Source organism: Streptomyces sp. NPDC058525 (genome assembly GCF_042719495.1).
Taxonomy (GTDB): domain Bacteria; phylum Actinomycetota; class Actinomycetes; order Streptomycetales; family Streptomycetaceae; genus Streptomyces.
Map to the genome: position 1 here is coordinate 1 of NZ_JBHXNP010000078.1, position 18,967 is coordinate 18,967.

The window sequence follows — 18,967 nt, forward strand, 5'->3', positions numbered from 1 at the left end:
GCGGGGGCACCGCCCCGGACCCCGCGCCTCAAACGCCGGCGGGGCTGGATGTGGCCGGGCCGGGCCGGGAGGTGGGGGTGGACGGGGTGGGGATTGGGCGTTTAGCTTCGGCGGGGCGTAAAACTTGCGCTGCTAGGTTCTGAACTCAGGCCGCCGGGAGGCCCCGTGTCCGCGTTCCTGCCCCTTGATCCGCTCGGGATCGACGAGCTCCTCGGGCCCGAGGACCTCGCCATCCGCGACACCGTCCGCGGCTGGGCCGCCGACCGGGTGCTGCCCCACATCGCCGGCTGGTACGAGAGCGGCGAGCTCCCCGGGATCCGCGAGCTGGCCCGCGAGCTCGGATCGATCGGCGCGCTCGGCATGTCCCTGGAGGGGTACGGGTGCGCGGGCGCCAGCGCCGTGCAGTACGGGCTGGCCTGCCTGGAGCTGGAGGCGGCCGACTCCGGCATCCGCTCGCTGGTCTCCGTACAGGGCTCGCTCGCCATGTACGCGATCTGGAAGTACGGCTCCGAGGAGCAGAAGCAGCGCTGGCTGCCCGGCATGGCGGCCGGTGAGCTGATCGGCTGCTTCGGGCTGACCGAGCCCGATGTGGGATCGGACCCCGCCGCGATGCGGACCTACGCCAAGCGGGACGGCGCCGACTGGGTGCTCAACGGGCGCAAGATGTGGATCACCAACGGATCCGTGGCCGCCGTCGCCGTGGTCTGGGCGCAGACCGACGAGGGGATCAGGGGATTCGCCGTCCCGACGGACAGCGCCGGCTTCTCCGCGCCGGAGATCAAGCACAAGTGGTCGCTGCGGGCCAGCGTGACCAGCGAGCTCGTGATGGATGACGTACGGCTGCCGGCCGACGCGGTGCTGCCGGGCGTCACCGGTCTCAAGGGGCCGCTCGGCTGTCTCAGCCACGCGCGGTACGGGATCATCTGGGGGTCCATGGGCGCGGCGCGCGCCAGTTTCGAGGCGGCGCTCGGCTACGCGAAGACGCGGGAGCAGTTCGGAAAGCCGATCGGCGGCTTCCAGCTCACCCAGGCCAAGCTGGCCGACATGGCACTGGAGCTGCACAAGGGCATCCTGCTCGCCCACCACCTGGGCCGGCGCATGGACGCGGGCACCCTGCGGCCGGAGCAGATCAGCTTCGGCAAGCTCAACAACGTCCGCGAGGCCATCGAGATCTGTCGCACCGCGCGGACCATCCTCGGTGCCAACGGGATCTCGCTCGAATACCCCGTCATGCGGCACGCCACCAACCTCGAATCGGTCCTCACCTACGAGGGCACCGTCGAGATGCACCAGCTGGTGCTGGGCAAGGCGCTCACCGGGCTCGACGCCTTCCGGTGAGGGCCCTGCCTAGCTCTGGTTGAAGAAGTCGCGCGAGCGGCCGCCGGGCTCGCCGCTCACGATCTGGGTGTCGGCCGGGGTCAGCAGGAAGACCCTGGTCGCCACCCGCTCGATCGAGCCGCGCAGCCCGAAGGTCAGGCCGGCCGCGAAGTCGACCACGCGCTTCGCGTCGCCCGGGTCCATCGACGACAGGTTCACGATCACCGGGACGCCCTCGCGGAACAGCTCGCCGATGCCCCGCGCGTCACGGAACCCGTCGGGGGTCACCGTCGCGATGCGGCGGCCCTGCTCGACGGCGGACTCGGAGGCCACTCTGACGCGGGGGTCGGTGACCCACTGCTCGCCGGGACCGGCCACCGAACCCTGGGCCGCCTCCGCGTAGTCGTCGTCGTAGTAACGCTCGTCGTCGCTGTCCTCCACGAGACCCAGCCAGGCACTCGCCTTGCGCACCGAACCCATGGACGCCTCCTTTCACCGTGGTCAGTCTGTCTTCTCTCCGCTGCCCCTATGGTCGTCCATGATGCTGACAACGCGCCAAGTGGATAGCCGCCGCGCAGGGGTTTCGTGACGGTACTGGTGCAGAACATCCGTTGCACGGTCAAGGTTCCTGGCAGCTACCACTGCTGACTGAGTGAAAATACGACCGGTGCCGCCGTACGGGTGGCCGGCGGGGACGTACGGGTGAAGGACGCGGGTCGATACGATGCCCGGCAGGCACGCGTACGACACACGGGGGAAGCAGTTGTTCGGCATCGTCAGACCTTGCACGCACAGGCTGGGCGAGCGGTTCAAAACGGAGTGGATGGCTCATCTGTGCGGGCTGTGCCTGGCACTTCGCGGGGACCACGGCCAGTTCGCCAGGATCGTCACCAACTACGACGGGCTGCTGGTATCCGTTCTGACGGAGGCTCAGTCCGGACCGGCCCCCGGCGCCCGGCGCACCGCCGGACCCTGTCCGCTGCGCGGGATGCGCACCGCCCCGGTCGCCAACGGCGAGGGTGCGCGGCTCGCCGCCGCCGTCTCGCTCGTGCTGGCCTCCGCGAAGGTACGGGACCACGTGGCCGACCGGGACGGCCTGTTGGCCCGGGCCCCCATAGCCGCGGCCGCCCGCAGGGTGGCCCGCGGCTGGGACCGGGCCGGCGCCCGCACCGGGGCCTCGCTCGGCTTCGACACGGCGGTGCTCGTCGACGCCGTGGACCGGCAGGCCGGCATCGAGACGCTGGCCGGACCCGGCACGCCCGTGCTCGTGGTGACCGAGCCGACGGAGACCGCGACGGCCGCCGCCTTCGCCCATACCGCGCAGCTCGCCGGACGGCCAGGCAACGCCCCCGCGCTCGCCGAAGCCGGCCGGTACTTCGGGCGGCTCGCGCACCTGCTGGACGCCGTGGAGGACCAGGCGGCGGACGCCTCGGCCGGCGCCTGGAACCCGCTGACCGCCACCGGAACCCGGCTGGCCGAGGCCCGCCGGCTGTGCGACGACGCCCTGCAGGGCATCAGGCTCGCGCTGCGCGAGGTCGAGTTCGCGGACGCCGGGCTCGCCCACCGGCTGCTGGTGCACGAGCTGCGCACCTCGGTGGACCGGGCCTTCGGGACCAGCGGCTGCGGGCACACGGCGACCGCCTCCACCGGGCAGGGCGGCGGCGGCCCGTACGCGGCCGGGCCGTACCAGGGCGGGGCCGGACCGTACGCGAGCAGCCCCCAGGCGAGCAGTCCGTACGGGAACGGGAACCCCTACGGCGGCAATCCCTACGGCGGCAATCCCTACGCCCCGGGCGCTCCTCCCGCCCCCGGCGGGCCGGGGATGCCCCCGCCGCCCATGGGGCCCGGCGGCGGTGGGGGTGGGGGCGGCCGGCCTCCGCAGAAGCCTCGGCGCGGGCTGCTCGCCGGCTGCGCGGTGGCCCTCGGGCTGTTCTGCACCTGCCAGCTGTGCTGCACCGAGCACGAGGGGCCGTGGTCCCGGGAGAAGAAGGAGCCCTGGTGCAACAACTGCGACTGCGGCAACTGCAACTGTGACTGCGGCTGCGGCGACTGCTGCTGCTGTCCCTGCGACGGCTGCTGAGCCCACCTCAGGCTGACGCCCTTTCACGAAGCGCACGTCCGGACGGGGTACCCCATGGTTCCCGGCCGGACCCGCGTGGAAGGGTTGAGCGGCATGAGCGATGACGCAGACGATCCCCCCGCCGACTGGCGGAAATGGCATGAGCGACGGGTGGCCTCCGTGTCCGCCCCCTACGGGCCCCTCGCACTGACGGGCACCCACTGGCTCGCCGACTTCCCGGAAGGTCGAATTCCGGCCGTTCCGGGGCGCTGGCGCGCGACCGAGGCCTCGGTGGTGCTGGCCGCGGCCCCGGAGGACTCCGTTCAGCTCGACGGAGAGCCCTTCACCGGTGAGGTGGTGCTCGCCGCCGACGAGGCCCCGCCCGCGCGCTCCCGCCTCTCCGCCGGGGAGCGGCGGCTCGTCGTGATCCGGCGGGAAGGGCAGTGGGCGGTCCGCGTCTTCGACCCGGACTCCGCGGCCCGCCGCGCCTTCGCCGGCCTGGAGGCGTCCCCGTACGATCCGGCCTTCAGCCTGCCCGGGCGGTTCCGCCCGTACGGCGGGGACCGGACGGTCCAGGTGGAGAACGCCGACGGGCGGGCGCGCGGGCTCGGCCTCGGCGGTGAGCTCCGCTTCCCCTTCGAGGGCGTGGAGCACGCCCTCCAGGTCGCGGTCGACGAGGAGGACGGCAGCCTCTGGGCGGTCTTCGGCGATGCCACCGGCGGCCGCTCCAGCTACCGCTTCCGTTTCCTGAAACCCGGCGCCCCCGCCGAAGACGGCTCGATCACGGTGGATTTCAACCGGGCCCTGCTGCCCCCCTGTGCCTTCGCCGACCACTTCATCTGCCCCTTCCCGCCGCCCGGCAACACGCTGCCCTTCGAAGTGGCGGCAGGGGAGCGGCGGCTGAAAGGCGCCCTTGCCGACCGGTAACCGACGCCACGACACTCCCGACAGTGCTTGTCAGGGGCACGGCACAAAGCATGCGCTTCCCGTGACCTGACTGCGCCTCACGGGCTCCGGCACCCCCACGACCGCCGGGCCCCCGACCCTCTCGGAGGACGAGAAGTGAGGATCAAGAGCATCACCCGTACCAGGCTGCTCGCGGCGGCCACCGGCCTGGCCGCCGTCGCAGCACTCGCCGCCCCCACCGTGGCCAACGCGGAACCACAGGACGGCGGATTCAGCTCCGCGCAGCTGGCCTCGGCCGGCGCATCCGTCCTGCGCGCCGACGTCGCGGGCACCGCCTGGCACACCGACCCCGCCACCGGGACCCTCGTGGTCACCGCCGACTCCACCGTCTCCGCCACCGACCTCGCCAGAATCAAGCGCGAGGCCGGAGCCGACGCCGGGGCCCTGCGCATCGAGCGCACCCCGGGCAAGCTGACCAAACTGGCCTCCGGCGGCGACGCGATCTACGCGTCGAGCTGGCGCTGTTCCCTCGGCTTCAACGTGCGCAGCGGCAGCAACTACTACGCGCTGACCGCCGGGCACTGCACCGACGGCGCCGGCACCTGGTGGACCAACTCCGCCCGCACCACCGTGCTCGGCTCCACCACCGGATCCAGCTTCCCGACCAATGACTACGGCCTGATCAAGTACGCCAGCAACTCGCCGGTGCCCCCGGGCACCGTCGGCAGCCAGGACATCACCAGCGCGGTCAACGCCACGGTGAACATGTCCGTGACCCGGCGCGGCTCCACCACCGGCACCCACAGCGGCCGGGTGACCGGCCTCAACGCCACCGTCAACTACGGCAACGGCGACGTCGTCTACGGCATGATCCGGACCAACGTCTGCGCCGAGCCCGGCGACAGCGGAGGCCCGCTCTACTCGGGCACCCGCGCGGTCGGTCTCACCTCCGGCGGCAGCGGCAACTGCTCCTCGGGCGGAACCACCTTCTTCCAGCCCGTGGTCGAGGCCCTCAACGCCTACGGGGTCAGCGTGTACTGACCTTGCCGGCGGGTAGGAGACCCGCCCGGCCAGCGGCACCAACGTGAACCCCCGCCCGGACTGCCGGGCGGGGGTTCGTCTTCGGGGGGAGAGACGGGCATGAGCAGTGCACCTACAGGGCGGGGACGGACCTTCCCCGACACCCAGCGGCGCATCCGGCGCAACCGCTGGCTGTTCACGGCACCTCTGGTGCTGCTGTGCGTACTGGCCGCCGTCCTCGTCTGGGAGGTCGTGCGCGGCAACGTCTCCGAGGCGGGGCGCGGCGACTGGCCGTGGCGGCTCCAGCTGATCAGCGCCGAACCCCTGGCGAGCCTGCTGGCCGTCGCGGCCGGCGCCGTCCTGGCGAGGGCCCAGTACGCCCGTACGGTCAGGCCCGCGCTGGGCTGGCGGTCCGAGTTCGTGCCCGGACTGCTGCCCGGCACCGCGAAGTCCTGGAACGTGGGCATCCTCAACGGCGGACAGCACAACGTGGTGCTGGAGCACGTGGACTACCACCTGGTGATGGCCGGGGACGCGGAGCAGGAGCCGGGCTCGGAACCGGAGTCCGGCGACGGCGACGTGCGGTGGACCGGCCTCGCGGCCGTCGGCGAGCGGCTGGCCGGGGAGGGCCTGCGGGCCGCCGTCGACTTCCGGATCTCCTCCTTCGGCGCCGGCTACCCGCTGGTGGCGACCGGCACGTACGAGACCGTCGGGGTGGGCGTGTTCTCGAAGCGGTTCATCGACGAAGTACAGGCCTTCTACATGCGCATACGCGTCGTGGACAGCGTCGGGGACACGCACGAGCGGATCATCGAGTGCCTCGAAGGCGCCCGGCAGGCGGTGGGCGCCCCCGTCGAGGAGCAGCCACCGGTCACAACAGCCAGTCCAGGGCCTCCGGCTGCGCGTACTGAGCCGCGAAGTGACCCGCACCGGGCTTGATCACGGCGGTGCTGTGCTCGATGTGCCCGGCCAGCCACCGGAAATGGCCCAGCGGCGAGAAGGCGTCCTCCGAACCCCGCCACAGCAGCACCCGGCCGGGGATCGAGCCGGGGTCGAAGCCCCAGGGCCGGCAGAACGCCAGGCTGTCGTCCAGCCAGCCGTACACGGAAGTGCGCAGCGCCTCGCGGTAGTTGTCCAGGATCACCTGGTGCACCTGGCGGTCCGAGAGGACCGGCAGGTCGGCTTCGGCGAGGTCCGCCCGCAGCTCCTCCAGCAGCCGGCCCGGATCACGGCAGATCGCCTCCGCGCGGGGCGTGAGCCGCCGCTCCAGCGCCGCCGGATCGCGGACCGCCAGCGCGTAGTGCTCCGCGTTGTGCGGGGTCATCCCGGCGAACCAGTCGAGCCCGGCACCGTCCCACGGGGCCAGGCTGACCAGGGCGGCCGTCCCCGTCACCCGCTCCGGGAGCAGCGCCGCGCAGGCCAGGGCGTGCGGACCGCCGCCGGAGCGGCCGACGACGGCGAAGGTGTCCACGCCCAGGGCGTCCGCGACGGCCGCGGAGTCGTGGGCGGCGTCGGCGACCGTCCGCCCCGGACACCGCTCGGAGTCCCCGTAGCCGGGCCGGTCGTACGCGAAGAAGCGGATGTCCGGGCAGCGCTCCGTGATGTCGCGCAGCGCGGTCCCCAGCCTGCTCCCCGGGGTCCCGTGGTGCAGCAGCACCGGAAGCCCGTGCGGCGCTCCCCAGACCTCGGCCACGAGCAAACGGCCGTCTCCCGCCTTCACCTCGACCCGCACGGCGCCTCCGCGGTCTTTCGGCTGCCTACAGACATCTCTAGTCTCATGACGACAGCTCACCTGATGGAAACACAGCCACGACCCTGAGGGGGGAACCGTGACGACCACCCAGAAGCAGCAGCCCGCCGCCGCACCGGCGCGGCCGGAGCACGGCAGCCGGACCAGCCTGTCCTCGCTCACCGTCCGCGGGACCGACGCCGACCTGCGCATCGCCCGGGTGCTGCCCGGGGCGGCCGCTCCCGGCGAGGTGCGGACGGTCACCTTCAACTCCTCGCTCTGAACACGGGCGAGCCCGCCGCGATGGAAGCCGCCGGGGCCGCTGCCGTACCGCTCGTCCCCTTCCGCGAGTTCGTGGTCAAGGTGCACAGCAGATGCGATCTCGCATGCGACCACTGCTACATCTACGAACACGCGGACCAGAGCTGGCGGCGCCGGCCCGCGGTGGTCTCCGACGCGGTGGCGGAACGGTTCGCGGCGCGGCTGGCCGAGCACGCGGCCGCCCACCGCCTGCCCTCGGTGACCGTCATCCTGCTCGGCGGCGAACCGCTCCTGACGGGTCCCGCGCGGCTGCGGACCCTGTGCGCGGCACTCACCCGGGCCCTCGACGGGGTGAGCGCGCTCGACCTGCGCATCCACACCAACGGGCTGCGGCTGAACACGGCCTTCCTCGACCTGTTCGACGCGTACGGGGTCAAGGTCGGGGTGTCCCTCGACGGGGACCGCGCGGCCAACGACCGGCACCGCCGCTTCGCGAACGGCCGGACCAGCCACCCCCGCGTCCTGGCGGCGCTCGCACTGCTCGGGCAGGACCGCTACCGGCACCTCTACCAGGGCCTGCTCTGCACGGTGGACGTGGAGAACGACCCCCTCGCGGTGTTCGACGCGCTCACCGCGCTCGAACCGCCACGCATCGACTTCCTGCTGCCGCACGCCACCTGGGATACGCCCCCGGCCCGGCCCGGCGGCCGCCCCGACGCGTACGCCCGCTGGCTGCTGCGGGTCTTCGACCGGTGGGAGGCGCGGGGCAGGCCGGTCCCCGTCCGGATGTTCGACTCCCTGCTGAGCACCCTGCGGGGCGGGCCGAGCCTGACCGAGTCGCTCGGCCTGGCGCCCACGGACCTGGTCGTCGTCGAGACCGACGGCACCCTGGAACAGGCCGACTCGCTGAAGACCGCCCACGAGGGCGCCGCCGCCACCGGTTTCGACCTCTTCACCCACGCCTTCGACGAGGTGGCGGCCCATCCCGGCATCCGGGCCCGCCAGGCGGGCCTCGCGGGCGTCAGCGCCGCCTGCCGCCGCTGCCCCGTGGTGCGCTCCTGCGGAGGCGGCCTCTACGCACACCGCTACCGGGCCGACAACGGCTTCGACAACCCCTCCGTCTACTGCACCGATCTGCGGGAACTGGTCGACGGGGTCGAGGCGCGCACCGCCCGGACGGCCGACGCGCCCGAGAGCGCCGACCCCGCGGTGCGGGCCGCCTCCCAGCAGGAGCTGACCCGGGTGCTGCTGGCCCGGCTGCACGCGGACCTCGGCCTGACCGGGGCGGCGGGCGAGGACTGGCAGCGCTCCTGGGAGCTGCTCACCGCCGTCGAGGCCGCCGCGCCGGAGGCCGTGGACGCCGTACTGGACCATCCGTACACCCGCACCTGGCTGCTGTCCGCCCTGGACTCCCTGGGCCGGGGGCGGCCCCCGGGCACGGCGCCCGCCCGGCGGCTGTCCGCGCTGGCGGCGGCGGCCGTGGTGCGGGGGCGGCTGGACCCTGCCGTGACCGTGCCGCACCGGGGCGGGGGGCTGTACCTGCCCACGCTCGGGCTGCTGCGCACGGACGGGCCGGGGGATGCGGACGGGGGTGCGGCTGCGGGTGCGGACGGGGGTGCGGAGGGCAGGGCGCGGCGGGCCGAGATCAGGGCCACCGAGACCGGGTTCCGCGTACGGGAAGGCCGCACCGAGCGGGGCTTCGGGCTGTCCGGGGAGGGGCCGCGCTGGCAGCCCGTACGGCGGTGGCCCGGGGGCGGGCCGGGGGCGCCGCCGATGGCCGTCGAGGACCTCGACCCGTTGCGCGACTGCTTCTCCCGGCCGCCCCGGCCGAGGCTGTCGCACGCGGAGGCGGCGCACTGGCAGCGCCGGGTCGGGGCCGCGTGGGAGCTGCTCCACCGCACGGTGCCGGACCTGGCGCGGGAGACCGCGGCCGGCCTGGGCACGCTCACCCCGCTCGGGGCCGCCGGCGCCGCGGCGGGCGCGGGGAGGTGCGGGCCCGGGGTGCTGGGCGTGCCGTACGCGGCGGACGTACGCGGGACCGCGCTCGCGCTGCTCACCGGGCGGCGGCGGGCCGCTCTGCGCGAGCTGACCGAGGTGGCCGACCTGTACGCGCTGGACGGCCAGTGGCTGCACGCGTCCCCGTGGCGGGAGCGGCCGGTGCCGGTGTCGGAGCTGCTGGCCGAGGTGTACGTGCGGGTGGGGGCCGAGCGGTACCGGCGGTCGGAGGGGCGCGACGGCGGTGACGGCGACGGCGGGGCCGTCGAGCGGGTGCTGGACCGGCTTTCCGGAGCGGCGGAGCTGACGGTGAGCGGGCGGGCGGTCGTGGCCCGAATGCGCCTGGAGTTCGCATCGGGTTCGTGAATCGGGAATGCGGGAAGGCAAGACGCGAAATTCTTGTGAAAGCTTTCACAAGCGCGCATAGGTCTTTGGGCCTTCCTCGTTTTCGCAGCTCAGATGCCCTCTTCTGGGGCAGTGAACGGTCGTGTACGGCCCTTCGGCCTGCCAGGAAAGGGCTTTATCGGCCCGCCGGCTTCCGCCTCTGGGTGTCGAATTGAGGCATCAGGTTCGCGCCAGGTAGAAATGAAGGAGTTCCTGCCATGCAGGCCAACGAGATGGTGGACGGACTGGTCCAGGGGGCGCTCAAGGCGCTCGGCCGGTTCGAGTCGTTCAACCAGGAGCAGGTCGACCACATCGTCAAGAAGGCCTCGCTGGCCGCCCTGAGCCGGCACGGTGAACTCGCGAAGCTCGCCGTCGAGGAGACCGGCCGCGGCCTCTTCGAGGACAAGGCCGTCAAGAACCTGTTCGCCTGCGAGCACGTCGTCAACTCGATGCGCGGGCTGAAGACCGCGGGCGTGATCCGCCGCGACGAACTGAACGGCATCACCGAGATCGCCGAGCCCGTCGGTGTCGTGTGTGCGATGACCCCGGTCACCAACCCGACCTCGACCACGATCTTCAAGGCGCTGATCGCCCTGAAGACCCGCAACCCGATCATCTTCGCCTTCCACCCCTCCGCGCAGAACTGCTCCGCCGAGGCCGCCCGCATCGTCCGCGACGCCGCCGTCGCCGCCGGAGCCCCCGAGGACTGCGTGCAGTGGGTGACCGAGCCCTCCATGGAGGCCACCGGCGCCCTCATGAACCACCCGGGCGTCTCCACCATCCTGGCCACCGGCGGAAACGCCATGGTCAAGGCCGCCTACTCCTGCGGGAAGCCGGCCCTGGGCGTCGGCGCGGGCAACGTCCCGGCGTACGTCCACAAGAGCGCCAAGCCGGCCCGCGCGATCCATGACATCGTGCTCTCCAAGGCCTTCGACAACGGCATGATCTGCGCCTCCGAGCAGGCCGTCATCCTCGACCAGGAGATCTACGAGCAGGGCCTCGCCGAGTTCAAGCGGCTCGGCGCCCACGTGGTCACCGCCGCCGAGAAGACCAAGCTGGAGCAGTTCGTCTTCGGTACGACGGCCTACGCGGCCGACTGCTCGGGCGGCAAGCTGAACCCGGCGGTCGTCGGCAAGTCCCCGCAGTGGATCGCCGAGCAGGCCGGCTTCACCGTCCCCGAGGGCACCTCCATCCTCCTCGCCGAGTGCGACGAGGTCGGTGACAGCGAGCCGCTGACCCGCGAGAAGCTCTCCCCGGTGCTGGCCGCCCTGAAGGCCTCCGACACCGAGCACGGCCTCGAACTGGCCGCCGCGATGGTCGAGTTCCACGGCCTGGGGCACAGTGCCGCCATCCACGCCGAGGACGAGGCGCTCGTCGAGGAGTTCGGCCGGAAGGTCAAGGCGATCCGTGTCATCGCCAACTCGCCCTCCACCTTCGGCGGTATCGGCGACGTCTACAACGCGTTCCTCCCCTCGCTCACCCTCGGCTGCGGCTCCTACGGCCACAACTCGGTGTCGAACAACGTCACCGCGGTCAACCTGATCAACGTCAAGCGGATCGGACGGCGCAACAACAACATGCAGTGGTTCAAGGTCCCGCCGAAGATCTACTTCGAGCGCAACTCCATCCGCTACCTGGGTGAGATGGAGGGCATCAGCCGCGTCTCGATCGTCACCGACAAGACGATGGTCGCCCTCGGCTTCGTCCAGAAGGTCACCGACATCCTCCAGGCCCGCGAGGGCTCCGTGGCCGTCCAGGTCATCGACAACGTCGAGCCCAACCCGGAGCTGTCGACCGTGCAGGCCGGAGCCGCGATGATGCGCGACTTCAAGCCCGACACGATCATCGGCCTCGGCGGTGGCTCGCCGATGGACGCCGCGAAGATCATGTGGCTGATGTACGAGCGCCCGGAGGTGGAGTTCGGGGACACGAAGGAGAAGTTCTTCGACGTCCGCAAGCGCGCCTACACGTTCCCCTCGCTCGGCGAGAAGGCCAAGATGGTGGCCATCCCGACCACGTCCGGCACCGGCTCCGAGGTCACCCCGTTCGCCGTCATCTCCGACCCGGCCGCGGCCCAGAAGTACCCGCTCGCCGACTACGCCCTGACCCCGAACGTCGCCATCGTCGACCCGGTCCTGCCGATGGGCCTGCCGGCCACGGTCACCGCGGACTCCGGCTTCGACGCCCTGACGCACGCCACCGAGGCCTACGTCTCCGCGTACTCGAACGACTACACCGACGGCCTCTGCCTCCAGGCGATCAAGCTGATCTTCGAGAACCTCCAGCGCTGTGTCGTCGACGGACCGAACGACCCCGAGGCCCGCGAGAAGATGCACAACGCCTCCACGGTGGCGGGCATGGCCTTCGCGAACGCCTTCCTCGGCCTGGTCCACGCGATGGCGCACACCCTGGGCAACACCTTCAAGGTGGCCCACGGCCGCACCAACGCGATCCTGCTGCCGCACGTGATCCGGCACAACGGCACGGTCTCGCACAAGGCCACCCCGTGGCCGAAGGCCGAGGTCTACCGGGCCCCGGAGCGCTTCCAGGAGATCGCGAAGATGCTGGGCCTGCCGGCCGCCACCCCGGCCGAGGGCGTCGAGTCCTACGCGGCCGCCGTCGAGGAGCTGCGCACCAAGTGCGGCATCCCGGCCTCCTTCGCCGAGGAGGGGGTGGACGAGGCGGCCTTCGTCGAGGCCCTCCCGGTCCAGGCCATGAATGCCTACGCCGACCAGTGCGCCCCCGCCAACCCGCGGATGCCGATGATCGACGACATGCAGCAGCTCATGCGGCAGGCGTACTACGGCAACGCGGAGGGGGCTCCCGCCGGCAAGAACTGACACCCGCGACCGTCCCCGAGGGGACGCGCACGGCCCGCCCGGGCGACGGAACCCGGGCGGGCCGTTCCGCGTGTGCGGGGGCTGGGGGCTGGGGGCTGGGGGCTGGGGGCTGGGGGCTGGGGGCTGGGGGGGCGTGGGCCGGTGCCGGAGCCTGTGCCGGAGGCCGGTGCTCGGGGTTCGCCGTGGGGTGTTACGCGGGCGGGATCAGGGCCGCCGCCGCCGAGCGGGCCCGTTCCAGGGCCAGCGGGCGGTCCGAGCCGCGCTGGCCCAGCACCACGCGGGTGCTCAGCCCGTCCAGCAGGGCCAGCAGCTCCGAGGCCCGGCCCGGGACGTCCAGGCCGGCGGCGAAGCGGCCCTGGGCGACGCCCTTGGCCAGCAGGCTCTCCAGGTCGCGCTGCCAGCCGTCGTCGATCTCCTGCTGGGCGGCGCGCAACGGCTCGTTGGACGCCGTACGGGCCCACAGCTCGATCCACAGGGTCCACCGCGGGTCGCGCGGCCCGCGCGGCAGGTACAGCGCGACGAAGAGCGCCAGCTTGCGCCCGGCGGTGACCCGGCGGCTCATCAACGCGGCGCGCTCCACGGTCAGTTGCGCCTCGCTCCAGCGCAGCGCCTCCAGCAGCAGCCGGTCCTTGCTGCCGAAGTAGTACAGGATGTGGCCGCCGCTGGTGCCGAGCCGCTCGGCGAGCGCGGACATCGTGAGCGCCGCCAGCCCGTCCTCGGCGATCGCCGCCATGGCCTCTTCCAGCATCCGCTCCTGGGCGACCTGCCCGTCGCGCCGCCGCGCCGCTCCCGCCACCGGTCCGCCCTCCTGATCTTCGTGGCCCGACCTTATCCCGGACAGGGTCTTGACGCCGTCCCGGTCCAGCGCGCATCTTGAATGCCATTCAAGAACTTAGAACGGCATTCAAGATTCATTCACGCTTCATCGGGTCGAAGATCAGGGGTACGGCGCATGGCACAGCAGGAGACGACGGCCGACGTCGACGAGGTGTTCCGGGTCGAGACCCACGGCATCGACCCCATCCCCGACGCGGAGCGCCACGGCAGCGCCAAGGACCTCTTCTGGCTCTGGTTCGGCTCCAACCTCACCTTCACCTACGTGATCAACGGCGCCCTGGCCGTGGCCTTCGGGCTCTCCTTCTGGCAGGCCACCGCCGTGGTCGTGATCAGCGGACTGGCGTTCTTCGCCATCAGCGCGGCCGGACTCGGCGGCATCCGCACCGGCACCGCCACCCTGGTCATCTCCCGCGCCGCCTTCGGAGTCCGCGGAAACTTCCCGGCCGGGGTCCTCAACTGGGTGGTGAGCATCGGCTACACCATCGTCAACACCGTGGTCGGGACGCTCGCGCTGGAGGTCTTCCTCGCCGAGGTCGGCCTGGGCAGCGGCCACCTGGTGCGGGGCCTCGCGCTCGGCATCACCCTCGCGCTCACCTTCGCCGTCGCCATGTGGGGCCACGCCACCGTGCAGTTCGCCGAGCGCTGGATGGCCTACGTCCTCGCCGCCGGCTTCGGCGCACTGCTCGTCTTCGTCCTGCCCGGAGCCGACACCTCCGCTCCCGCCGACGCCCCCGGGCTGTCCGGCTGGAGCCTGGCCTTCGTGGTCATGCTCGCCGGACCCTTCTCCTACCTGCCGATGCCCGCCGACTACACCCGCTACCTGCCCCGCACCACCACCCTGAAGTCGATCACCTGGATGGGCGCCCTCGGCGGCTTCGCCTCCTCCGTGGCCCTCGGCGTCGCGGGGGTCGCCGCCGCCACCCAGACCGACATGACCGACGCGGTCGCGGGGGCCGAGAGCCTGCTGCCCGGCTGGTTCCAGCCGCTGTTCCTGGCCCTCGTACTCGGCGGCTCGGTCACCAACTCGATCATCACCCTCTACTCCTCCAGCCTGAACCTCCAGGTCCTCGGCATCCCGTGGAGCCGCGCCCGGGCCATCGTGATCAGCGCCGCCGTCACCGCGCTCGGCTCGCTCGCCGCGCTCTTCCTCACCGACTTCACCACCTCCCTGCTCTCCTTCCTCTCCCTCCTGATCATCGTGTTCGCGCCCTGGGGCGGGGTCTTCCTCGCCGACATGCTGCTGCGCCGCTGCCGCTACGACTCCGACGCGCTGCACGCCGGGAGCACGGGTGCCTACTGGTACCGGGCCGGCTACCACCCCGCCGGGATGGCCGCCCTGCTCGCCGGCATGGCCTTCGCCACCCTGACCTGCGACTCCGAGCTCTGGACCGGGCCGCTGGTGGCCCCGCTCGGCGGCGCCGACCTCACCCTCCTCGGCGCGGTCGTCTCCGGGCTCACGTACTGGGCCCTGGCCCGGCGGACGCCGGTGCCCGTCCCGGCCGCCGCTGCCGCCGCCTCCCCGGTGGCCTGACCGGGCCGCGCGCCCGGCCCGCCCTGCCCGTTCCGTCTCCCGTATCCCGCCTCCCGTCCCGCCTCGTAATGGAGCCCCCCCACATGGCACGCCGTCCCTTCCCCGCCGACCTGCTGCTCACCGGAGCCCGCATCCACACCGTGGACCCGGCGCTGCCCGAGGCCGAAGCCCTGGCCGTGCACGACGGCCGGATCGTCTGGCTCGGCCCGGACGCCGAGGCCGCCGCCTGGGCCGGGCCGCACACCGAGCGGATCGACGCGGGCGGCAAGCTGGTCCTGCCCGGCTTCATCGACGCGCACAACCACGTCCGGCTCGGCTCCGACGACGCCTGTGTGCAGCTCGCCGGGGTGCGGACGCTGGAGGGCATCCACGAGCGGATCCTGGCCTGGCGGCGGGCCAACCCGGATGCCGAGTGGATCGAGGCCGAGGCCTTCGACTACTCGGCCATCCCGGGCGGCCGGATGCCGGAAGCCGCCGACCTCGACCCGGTCACCGGGGACATCCCGGCGCTGGTGCTCTCGTACGACGTGCACACGGCCTGGCTGAACACGGCGGCCATGCGGCGCCTGGGCGTCACCCGGGACCGTACGGACCTGCCCTTCGGGACGGCGGCGGTGGACCCCGAGACCGGTGAGCCCACCGGATTCGTCAAGGACTTCGCCGTCAAGGGGCTCTCCCGGGACGGCCACCGGGCGCTGCGCGAGCTGGGCGTGCCGTGGGCCTCGCCGGACCGGCAGTACGGGCGGCTCGCGAAGAGCCTCGACGACGCGATCGGCTTCGGCATCACCACGGTGGTCGAGCCGCAGAACTCCCTCGACGACCTGGAGCTCTACGAGCGCGCCCGGGCGGAGGGCCGGCTCCGCTCCCGGATCGTCGCGGCGCTGTTCCACCCGCGCGGGACGGGGGAGGCGGACCTGGCCGACTTCGAGGAGGCGGCCCGCCGCTTCGCCGGGGACCGGCTGCGGGTGGGCCCGCTCAAGCTGTACATCGACGACGTGGTGGAGCCGCGTACGGCCGCGCTGCTCGAACCGTACGCGGGCTGCGGGCACCACCGGGGCGAGACCTTCTACCCGGCGGAGGAGTTCGCGGAGCTGCTCGCCGGACTGGACGCGCGGGGCTTCCAGTGCTTCGTGCACGCCACCGGTGACCGGGGCATCCGGACCGTCCTGGACGCGGTGGAGCACGCGCGCTCGGTGAACGGCCCGCGCGACGCCCGCCACCAGGTGGTGCACGTGGAATGCCTGGACCCGGCGGACGTGGCGCGCTTCGCCGAGCTGGGCGTGGTCGCCTGCATGCAGCCGAGGCACTGCGCGCCGGAGATCGCGGGCCCCGGGCAGGACTGGGCCGAGAACGTGGGCCCGGACCGCTGGCACAAGGCCTGGCCGATGCGGAGCCTGCACGAGGCGGGGGCGGTCCTGGCGTTCTCCAGCGACTGGAACGTGGCGGAGATGGACCCGATGATCGGCATCTACACGGCGGTGACGCGACGCCCGCTGGGCGGCGGCGAGCCGTGGCAGCCGGGCGAGACGGTGGACGTGGCGACGGCGGTGCACGGCTACACGATGGGCTCGGCCCACGCCAACTTCCTGGAGGACGAGCGGGGTTCCCTGACGGTGGGCAAGGCGGCGGACTTCGTGATCCTGTCCCGCAACATCCTCGAGATCCCGGCCGAGTCCATCCCGGGCACGATCGCCGAAACGGTGGTGGTGGCGGGCGAAACGGTCCACGAGTCCCGCTGACACGCGGCCCGGGCCTCCGTACGGTGATCACCGGGGGTGGGGGAGATGGAAACCTTGATCGAGGTGTCGGCCGACGCGGTGGTCCTCGTGCTGATCGTGTCGGCCGTGCTGCTCGCGAAGAAGCTGGTGGTGCCGGCCGTGGCAGGCCGCGCCGAGCGGCGGGCGGGTGCGGCGGGGGCCGTGCCGTGCCGGATGGCGTGGCGACAGGGGCTCGGCCGGCGGGGCTCCGTGTACGGGAGGCTCTCGGCGCAGGGTGAGGGCGTGGTGTTCACACCACCGGGGCGCCGTCCGGTGCCGCTGCCGACCGGCGGCCGGGCGTCCCGGCGGCCGAGTCGGCGGCCGGGGATGCAGCTCATCGCGTACCGGGGGCCGGGCGGCGAGGAGCTGGAGCTCCTGGTCCACGACGCCGAGGCCGACGCCGTCACCGGACTCCTGCGGATCCCGGACCCGGCGGACTTCACCTGACCCCCTGCGGGGCTGGGTGTCGCGGCTCGCGGTGAGTGGTCGCCGATCTCCCGGGTGGTGATCATCCCTCGATGGTGCCGCCGTTCACGTCTCCGGGTGGTCCTCGGGGGCCAGGAACCGGCCCATCGGGAGGACCTGGCGGCCCCAGGTGCTCGCCATGATCTGGCCGGCGAGGAGGTACGTCGCGCCGAGCGCGGCCAGCAGCCCGCTCCAGCCGGTGATCCGGTTCCAGAGCACCGATCCGGTGAACCCGCTGATCGTCATCGCCACGAAGACGACGAGGACGCAGGTGAAGGTGGACAGCAGCACCAGATGGATCCGGAAGCTGCCGATCCACAGCACGAACACCACGAACACCCAGGGGAGCGTGAACAGCCCGCTGACATCCCCGCGCAGCGCGGGATCGGTGGCCGGCAGCACCCACTGGAGCAGACAGGCCTTGGCCATCCAGAAGAGCCCGAAGCCGCCGAAGACGGTGGCGTGCCAGGTGTCGCCGCGCTGGGCCTGGAAGAGCCCGGCGAGCAGCTGGGCCAGCCCGCCGATGAAGAAGCCGACCAGCGGCAGCAGCGAGTGGCCGAGTTTCTCGGGGAAGATGCCCGCGTCGATGACGGTGACCACGATGAAGCCGGTGAGGCCCAGCGCGCCCAGCTGGGCCTGCGCGCTGGGCTCCATCCGCTTGACGGAGACGGCCTGTTCGGACGGCCCCTGCCGGTTGCGGAAACCCGGAAGGCTCGGGGTGTTCACCGGGCCTCGGTCCCCTCGCCGGCGAACCGGGGGACCGACGGCGAGTCGTCGGGGAGCCCGCTGCCCACGGCGGCTCCCGGCCGGCCCCCGCGGAAGAGCGCGCAGGCGATCGTGATCGCCGAGCCGGCCACCGCCCAGGCGGCCAGCACCAGCATCGGCCCGGTCGTGCCGTTGCCCTTGAAGTACGCGATGGAGCGCGCGGCGTACGTACCGGCGCCCGGCGGCAGGGCCGGGCCGATCGCCTTCCAGAACGGCGGCAGCAGCGGGTACGGGTAGGCGCCGCCCGCGCTCGGGTTGCCGAACACCACGACCAGCAGGATCGCGAGACCGATGCCGACCACGCCCGCCAGCCCCTGGAAGGCCAGGGTGATCGCGCCCACCGCGAAGACGACCAGGGTGCCCAGCCCCCACAGGGCCATGAGCGAGCCGGGCAGCGCGTCCAGGACCGGGCCGGCGATGACCGCGCCGAGCAGTCCGGCGGCGATCGCGTACACGAGCAGCGCACCGAGCCGGATGACGGCGCGGGCGGAGTTCGCGGGCCGGGCGCCGGCGCTGATGGCGAGGATCGCGGCGCACAGGTAGCCGCCCACGCACCAGCCGACGACCAGGTAGAAGGAGCTCAGGCCGCGGCTGTCGCCCCGGTAGGCCGGGGCCACGTCGGTGACCTGGACGGTCCGGCCCTGGGACCGCTCCACCGCGCCGACGATCTCCTCGAGGGCCTGCGAGAGGGAGGCCCCGGCGCCGGAGGCGACCAGCAGCCTGTCGGTCCGCCCGGCCGGGTCGACGATCAGCGCGCCGTCCACGTCCCTGTGCTGGATCAGGCGGATCGCGGCGGCCTCGTCCGCGGCCGTACGGGGGTCGAGCGGCTTGCCGGGCAGGGCGGCGAGCCGCTGTACGGACTGCTCGGCGACCTGCGGGGCGGGCGCGGCCACGGCGATCGGGATCTCGCTGGGCTTCGGGTGGTGGAAGGCACCGATGTACGAGGTGATGAAAGCGAGCTGGAGGGCCAGCACACCCAGGACCAGCAGCGCTGCCCGGGTGGTCACGGCGTCCCTGATCTCGGCGAGGAAGCCGCCGGACGGACCTGCGTCGGTGCTCTCGGTGGGCTGGGTCATGCCCCCACGCTCGGCGCACGGGGGA

The 18,967-nt window shown here is 72.8% G+C and carries 16 protein-coding genes; 11 read left to right on the forward strand and 5 right to left on the reverse strand.

Features of this window, described 5'->3' with window-relative positions:
* The first annotated feature begins 165 nt into the window (after positions 1–165).
* On the forward strand, positions 166–1,338 hold the full coding sequence (locus tag ACFWP3_RS29670; protein ID WP_384227038.1) for an acyl-CoA dehydrogenase family protein: 1,173 nt from the start codon (positions 166–168) through the stop codon (positions 1,336–1,338).
* 9 nt (positions 1,339–1,347) lie between these two features.
* Here ACFWP3_RS29670 and ACFWP3_RS29675 read toward each other — a convergent pair whose 3' ends face one another.
* A complete protein-coding gene (locus ACFWP3_RS29675) occupies positions 1,348–1,797 on the reverse strand; it encodes a cell division protein SepF (protein ID WP_069919643.1) in 450 nt (149 codons plus the stop codon).
* Between the two features lie 283 nt (positions 1,798–2,080).
* Between ACFWP3_RS29675 and ACFWP3_RS29680 the strand changes: the two genes are divergently transcribed.
* The 4 genes from ACFWP3_RS29680 to ACFWP3_RS29695 all read left to right on the forward strand — a co-directional run bounded on the left by ACFWP3_RS29680 (position 2,081) and on the right by ACFWP3_RS29695 (position 6,241).
* The gene (locus ACFWP3_RS29680) at positions 2,081–3,397 is read left to right on the forward strand and encodes a DUF5685 family protein (protein WP_384227111.1); all 1,317 of its coding nucleotides are present in this window, start codon (positions 2,081–2,083) and stop codon (positions 3,395–3,397) included.
* 93 nt (positions 3,398–3,490) lie between these two features.
* Positions 3,491–4,303, forward strand: a complete 813-nt coding sequence (locus tag ACFWP3_RS29685) for a DUF1684 domain-containing protein (protein ID WP_384227041.1) — start codon at positions 3,491–3,493, stop codon at positions 4,301–4,303.
* A 135-nt stretch (positions 4,304–4,438) separates the two neighbouring features.
* Positions 4,439–5,323 carry a S1 family peptidase gene (locus ACFWP3_RS29690; protein ID WP_384227043.1) on the forward strand — a complete coding sequence of 295 codons (885 nt, stop codon included), beginning with the start codon at positions 4,439–4,441 and terminating at the stop codon, positions 5,321–5,323.
* Between the two features lie 99 nt (positions 5,324–5,422).
* Positions 5,423–6,241 (forward strand): hypothetical protein, encoded by an 819-nt coding sequence (locus tag ACFWP3_RS29695; RefSeq protein ID WP_384227045.1) that lies wholly within the window; start codon positions 5,423–5,425, stop codon positions 6,239–6,241.
* Here ACFWP3_RS29695 and ACFWP3_RS29700 read toward each other — a convergent pair.
* The gene (locus ACFWP3_RS29700) at positions 6,174–7,034 is read right to left on the reverse strand and encodes an alpha/beta fold hydrolase (protein ID WP_384227047.1); all 861 of its coding nucleotides are present in this window, start codon (positions 7,032–7,034) and stop codon (positions 6,174–6,176) included. The two genes, ACFWP3_RS29695 and ACFWP3_RS29700, sit on opposite strands and share 68 nt — an antisense overlap.
* Positions 7,035–7,131: 97 nt before the next feature.
* Between ACFWP3_RS29700 and ACFWP3_RS29705 the strand changes: the two genes are divergently transcribed.
* The 3 genes from ACFWP3_RS29705 (at position 7,132) to adhE (ending at position 12,511) form a co-directional block, all read left to right on the forward strand.
* Complete coding sequence (locus ACFWP3_RS29705) at positions 7,132–7,314, forward strand: hypothetical protein (RefSeq protein WP_384227050.1); 183 nt, start codon at positions 7,132–7,134, stop codon at positions 7,312–7,314.
* A gap of 20 nt (positions 7,315–7,334) precedes the next feature.
* Positions 7,335–9,653 (forward strand): radical SAM/SPASM protein FxsBH, inactivated beta-hydroxylase extension form, encoded by a 2,319-nt coding sequence (gene fxsBH / locus ACFWP3_RS29710; protein ID WP_384227053.1) that lies wholly within the window; start codon positions 7,335–7,337, stop codon positions 9,651–9,653.
* A gap of 236 nt (positions 9,654–9,889) precedes the next feature.
* Complete coding sequence (gene adhE / locus ACFWP3_RS29715) at positions 9,890–12,511, forward strand: bifunctional acetaldehyde-CoA/alcohol dehydrogenase (protein ID WP_384227055.1); 2,622 nt, start codon at positions 9,890–9,892, stop codon at positions 12,509–12,511.
* 190 nt (positions 12,512–12,701) lie between these two features.
* On the opposite strand, the gene ACFWP3_RS29720 is transcribed toward adhE, so the two are convergent.
* On the reverse strand, positions 12,702–13,307 hold the full coding sequence (locus tag ACFWP3_RS29720; RefSeq protein ID WP_384227058.1) for a TetR/AcrR family transcriptional regulator: 606 nt from the start codon (positions 13,305–13,307) through the stop codon (positions 12,702–12,704).
* A gap of 156 nt (positions 13,308–13,463) precedes the next feature.
* Between ACFWP3_RS29720 and ACFWP3_RS29725 the strand changes: the two genes are divergently transcribed.
* The 3 genes from ACFWP3_RS29725 to ACFWP3_RS29735 all read left to right on the forward strand — a co-directional run bounded on the left by ACFWP3_RS29725 (position 13,464) and on the right by ACFWP3_RS29735 (position 17,083).
* Complete coding sequence (locus ACFWP3_RS29725) at positions 13,464–14,879, forward strand: purine-cytosine permease family protein (protein WP_384227060.1); 1,416 nt, start codon at positions 13,464–13,466, stop codon at positions 14,877–14,879.
* 83 nt (positions 14,880–14,962) lie between these two features.
* Positions 14,963–16,618: an amidohydrolase gene (locus tag ACFWP3_RS29730; protein WP_384227063.1), complete on the forward strand. Its 1,656-nt coding sequence runs from the start codon at positions 14,963–14,965 to the stop codon at positions 16,616–16,618.
* Positions 16,619–16,663: 45 nt separating this feature from the next.
* Complete coding sequence (locus tag ACFWP3_RS29735) at positions 16,664–17,083, forward strand: hypothetical protein (protein ID WP_384227065.1); 420 nt, start codon at positions 16,664–16,666, stop codon at positions 17,081–17,083.
* Between the two features lie 84 nt (positions 17,084–17,167).
* Here the strand turns inward: ACFWP3_RS29735 and ACFWP3_RS29740 are convergent, their stop codons facing one another.
* The gene (locus ACFWP3_RS29740; protein ID WP_384227067.1) at positions 17,168–17,827 is read right to left on the reverse strand and encodes an acetate uptake transporter; all 660 of its coding nucleotides are present in this window, start codon (positions 17,825–17,827) and stop codon (positions 17,168–17,170) included.
* Complete coding sequence (locus tag ACFWP3_RS29745; protein WP_384227070.1) at positions 17,824–18,942, reverse strand: DUF3533 domain-containing protein; 1,119 nt, start codon at positions 18,940–18,942, stop codon at positions 17,824–17,826. Before ACFWP3_RS29745 ends, ACFWP3_RS29740 begins: the two co-directional genes overlap by 4 nt.
* Between the last annotated feature and the right edge of the window lie 25 nt (positions 18,943–18,967).